Source organism: Candidatus Brocadia sapporoensis, assembly GCF_001753675.2.
GTDB lineage: Bacteria > Planctomycetota > Brocadiia > Brocadiales > Brocadiaceae > Brocadia > Brocadia sapporoensis.
Genome location: NZ_MJUW02000090.1, coordinates 1 through 4,779, shown reverse-complemented (window position 1 = coordinate 4,779; position 4,779 = coordinate 1). Strand labels below are relative to the sequence as shown.

The 4,779-nt window shown below is 45.2% G+C and carries 3 protein-coding genes; 2 read left to right on the top strand and 1 reads right to left on the bottom strand.

Annotated elements, in window-relative coordinates; all coding sequences use genetic code 11:
- Positions 1–206: 206 nt before the first annotated feature.
- Positions 207–851 carry a nitroreductase family protein gene (locus tag BIY37_RS08385; protein ID WP_179129344.1) on the top strand — a complete coding sequence of 215 codons (645 nt, stop codon included), beginning with the start codon at positions 207–209 and terminating at the stop codon, positions 849–851.
- A complete protein-coding gene (locus BIY37_RS08380; protein WP_230402474.1) occupies positions 823–4,281 on the top strand; it encodes a pyruvate carboxylase in 3,459 nt (1,152 codons plus the stop codon). The genes BIY37_RS08385 and BIY37_RS08380 overlap by 29 nt, the downstream gene beginning before the upstream one ends.
- A 299-nt stretch (positions 4,282–4,580) precedes the next feature.
- On the opposite strand, the gene BIY37_RS13490 is transcribed toward BIY37_RS08380, so the two are convergent.
- The gene (locus tag BIY37_RS13490) at positions 4,581–4,718 is read right to left on the bottom strand and encodes a hypothetical protein (RefSeq protein ID WP_179129343.1); all 138 of its coding nucleotides are present in this window, start codon (positions 4,716–4,718) and stop codon (positions 4,581–4,583) included.
- Positions 4,719–4,779 lie beyond the last annotated feature (61 nt).

The following is a 4,779-nucleotide window of genomic DNA, read 5'->3' as shown; positions in this document are numbered from 1 at the left end:
ATCAATATTTTGTTCACCCATAGGGTTTGTGAGCGAAAGTACGCTGAATAGTTACGAAATTTGTTTAATTATAATTGTCAAATATAAAAAACCTTGAAATTCTATCTAGCTTATGAAATAATTTGCCAAATTTAGAGCATAAAGACTTTACTGCCAAAAGGAAACCCCTAATTACGTAATCTTGCACAGAACCGATGAAAGAGGCGATGGTCAAAAGCATGGATGTCAAAGAAGCAATTCATAAACGTCGAAGTATCAGAAGATTTAAACCAGACCCTGTGCCGGATGAATTGATATTACAACTTTTAGAAAGTGCAAGGCTTGCTCCGTCAGGCTCCAACACCCAGCCGTGGAGATTTATTGTCGTGAAAGATGCCGACATACGACAAAAATTACAATCGGCCTCATACCATCAACGGCATGTCGGACAAGCCCCCACAATCATCGCCTGTTGCGCAGACATTAAGACCTTTGATGAATTTTCAGAAAGAATTGATGAGCTTATCGATGCCGGTGCGCTACCAAGGAGGAGTCGTGAGGTATTTGTGCCATCATTAAAGAAAGGTGTGATATGCGCTGACATCAAATGGCATTTGCTCATTGCTGCCACGGGAAATACGGATATTGCCATTGAACATATCGTTCTTCACGCAGTGGCATTGGGGTTGGGTACCTGTTGGGTGAGATGGTTTGATGATACTAAGGTCAAAGAAATACTCGGAATTCCAAACGATATTGAAATTATTGCATTACTCCCGGTAGGATATCCTGCCGAAGAACCACCGCAAAGGCCAAGATTTGCTCTTGAAAAGATTGTTTTCTATGAAAAATATGGTAATCAAAAAATTTAAAAAGCTCCTTGTTGCCAACCGTAGTGAAATAGCGATACGGGTCTGCCGGTCGGCATATGAAGTCGGGATAAGAACGGTGGCAATATATTCGCACGAAGACCGCTTTGCACTTCACAGATTTAAGGCAGACGAAGCATACCAGATTGGAAAGGGAAAAGATCCTGTCAAAGCATATCTGGATATCGATGGCATCATTCAACTGGCAAAAGAAAAAGAAGTAGATGCCATTCATCCTGGATACGGGTTTCTTTCAGAAAACGCCAACTTTGCCCGTGCCTGCGAAAAGACCGGCATCACCTTTGTCGGTCCCCGGCCGGAGATTCTAGACATGCTCGGGAATAAGACCTCTGCCAGAAAAATTGCTGAAAACATGCAGGTTCCCATTCTCTCCGGAAGTGATTATCCCATTAAAAGCCTTAAAGAAGCCAAAGCTCTGTGCGACACTTTGGGTTATCCGGTTATTATCAAGGCTGCTCATGGCGGAGGTGGTCGCGGTATGCGTGTTGTTCATAATGAGGGAGACTTGAGTCGTCGCCTTCATGAAGCACAACGTGAATCCCTGACAGCATTTGGTTCTGATGAGTGTTTCATTGAAAAATATGTTGAAAATGCGCGACATATTGAAGTACAGATTCTTGGTGACAAACACCATAATATTGTGCACCTGTTTGAACGTGATTGCTCGCTCCAGAGGCGCCACCAGAAAGTTGTTGAGATCGCACCGGCTCAGAATCTTGACGAAAATGTCAGACGGAGCATCTGTAATGCGGCGGTTAAAATATGTAAATCCGTTGACTACGATAATGCAGGAACGGTGGAATTTCTCCTTGATACGGAAACGAATCAATTTTATTTTATCGAGATCAACCCCAGAATTCAGGTGGAACACACCGTCACGGAAATCATTACCGGTATCGATCTGGTAAAGCGGCAGATCCTTATCAGTGAAGGATACCCCCTCAATTCACCCGAGATTCTTATACCAAACCAGGATGCTATTCACACAAATGGCATCGCCTTTCAGTGCCGGATCACTACAGAAGACCCTTCCAACAAGTTTATTCCCGACTACGGCCGTATCCAGCATTATCGTTCTGCGGGAGGCATGGGTATCCGGCTTGACGCAGGAACTGCCTTTTCCGGAGCCCTTGTAACGCCATACTACGATTCCATGCTGGTAAAAGTTACTGCATACGGCTCCTGTTTTGAAGAGACGGTACGCCGTATGGACAGGGCGTTGCATGAATTCCGGATTCGTGGTGTGAAAACCAATATTCCGTATCTCATTAATCTGATCAATCATAAAGATTTCCAGAAAGGTAGATGCACCACGCGTTTCATTGATGAAAATCACGATATTTTTCACTTTCCAAGCCGCAGAGACCGTGCATTCCGCATCATGCGTTTCATAGGGGACATTCTAATCAACGGTCACCCGCTTGTTAGGGAAGCGCCTAAATCTGTTTGCCGCCGTGAAGCACCCGTTCCCGCCGTTGATCGAAAAAATCCAAGACCGAAAGGCAGCCGTGATCTTCTCCTGCAAATGGGGCCTGAAAAATTTGCGCAGCATATTCTCAAGGAGAAAAAACTGTTGCTCTCAGACACAACATTCCGTGATGCACATCAGTCTCTTCTGGCCACCCGTATGAGAACTATGGATATGCTGAAAATAATAGAAGTCTACTCCAGAAATCATGCGGACTTCTTTTCACTGGAAATGTGGGGTGGAGCAACTTTTGATACCGCCATGAGATTTCTCTGGGAGTGCCCCTGGGAACGACTGCGTCACATGCGCAAACTGGCGCCTAACATCCTTTTCCAGATGCTGTTCAGGGCTTCGAATGGGGTCGGTTATACAAATTACCCCGATAACGTTGTCAGGGCATTTATCAAACAGTCTGCGGAGAGCGGTATAGACATTTTCCGGGTCTTTGATTCACTCAACTGGGTTGAAAACATGAAAGTAACCATGGATGCCGTGCTGGAAACCCACGCATTATGCGAAGCTGCCATATGTTACACCGGTGATATTCTTAACCCAAAGAGGAACAAATATACGGTAGAATATTATGTAAATATGGCGAAAGAGCTGGAAGGTCTTGGAGCGCATATCCTGGCAATCAAGGATATGGCCGGGCTCCTGAAACCATATGCCGCCTATGAACTGGTGAGCGCCTTGAAATCCAAGCTGAAAATTCCTATACATCTTCACACACATGACACATCCGGTGGCCAGATCGCCACGCTCATTAAGGCAGCAGAAGCAGGTGTGGACATTGTTGATGCTGCGATAGGGCCGTTTTCCGGACTAACATCCCAGCCGAACATGAATACCCTCGTGGAAATGATGCGTTTTCACGAACGTGACACCGGCATGGACTTTAAGGCACTCGGGTCGCTCTCGGCTTACTGGGAAGTGGTCAGAGAGTATTATGAAATATTCGAATCCATTCAAAAAGCCAGCACTGCCGAAGTGTATCATCACGAAATCCCCGGCGGTCAGTTTACCAACCTGTTCCAACAGGCGCAATCTATGGGTTTGGCGCATCGCTGGCATGAAATTACAGACGTCTATGCAGACGTTAATCAGCTCTTTGGAGATATTGTAAAAGTAACTCCCTCTTCAAAGGTGGTCGGGGATATGACCCTCTTCCTGGTAACAAACAACATCCAGGCTCAGGATGTTCTCAACAATACCAGGGATCTTTCTTTTCCTACCTCGGTCGTAGAATTCTTTGAAGGCCGTCTCGGTCAGCCTACCGGAGGTTTCCCGCGCGAGGTACAGGAAAAGATTTTACGGGGAGTTTCAGCTTCAACTGAAAGACCAGGCGCGAATTTGCCATCCGTGAATCTTGAGGAAATCAAGAGAAAGGTGGAGGTACGGATATCAAGAACGATAACCGGGGAAGAGCTTATGTCCTATTTGATGTATCCTGACGTTTTTATTCAATATGCTGAGCATCGAAAGAAATATGATGATGTTTCCGTTGTCCCTACGGACGTATTTTTTTACGGTTTACCTATAAATGAAGAAGTTACCATTGAAATTGAGGAAGGAAAAACGTTAATCTTTAAACTGGTAGCCATAAGCCCGGTAAATAACGAGGGAAACTGCACCGTGTTCTTCGAATTTAACGGACAGCCACGCGAGGTAGTTATTGCCAATCGCAAGGTATCAGCTTCTGTTATTAAACGGCCTCAGGCGGAAGAAGAAAACACTAAACATATAGGAGCCCCGATGCCGGGCATGATTGTTAACGTAAAGGTGGCTGCAGATGATAAAGTTATTAAAAACGACCCCCTTCTAATTATGGAAGCGATGAAGATGGAAGCGACTGTTTATGCCGAACACGATGGTATCATTAGCCAGGTACTGGTTAAGGCAAAGGACAGCGTTGAGGCAAGAGATCTCCTGATCATCTACAAATAACGTAAATAAAAAATAATCGTCAAACGGCTGAAAGAGACACACGAGAACAGACAGATACCATTATCGTCGTTTCAAAAAACTCCCGGAAGCGCCTCGGATACCGCCCGACTCCGTACGATACAGGAGCAAAGGGTTTGAATATTTTCTGTGCACCGATCTCTCCGTTAAACAAACTCCTCAAACATTTCTCCCCGTGCTTCAACAATAAACAAATGGACATGTTTTGTCATTCATGCCAATGCGTGTATTCAAGCAAGCACGGATAAACGAGTTTATCCGTGCCACCCCGTTTTTGTTATTTAGAGATGCATCTCATCAACTGCCGGAGCAGGATTTCTTTCTCCGTCGCACCAGTTCATGCCTGACCATTTTCCAGGCATGAGAAGCTGATACAAACCCTCGTCTCCGGGTGCCATGGACAAACTCTGTTTGTCCATGTCTTATCATTCATGCCAATGCGTGTATTCAAGCAAGCACGGATAAACGAGTTTATCCGTG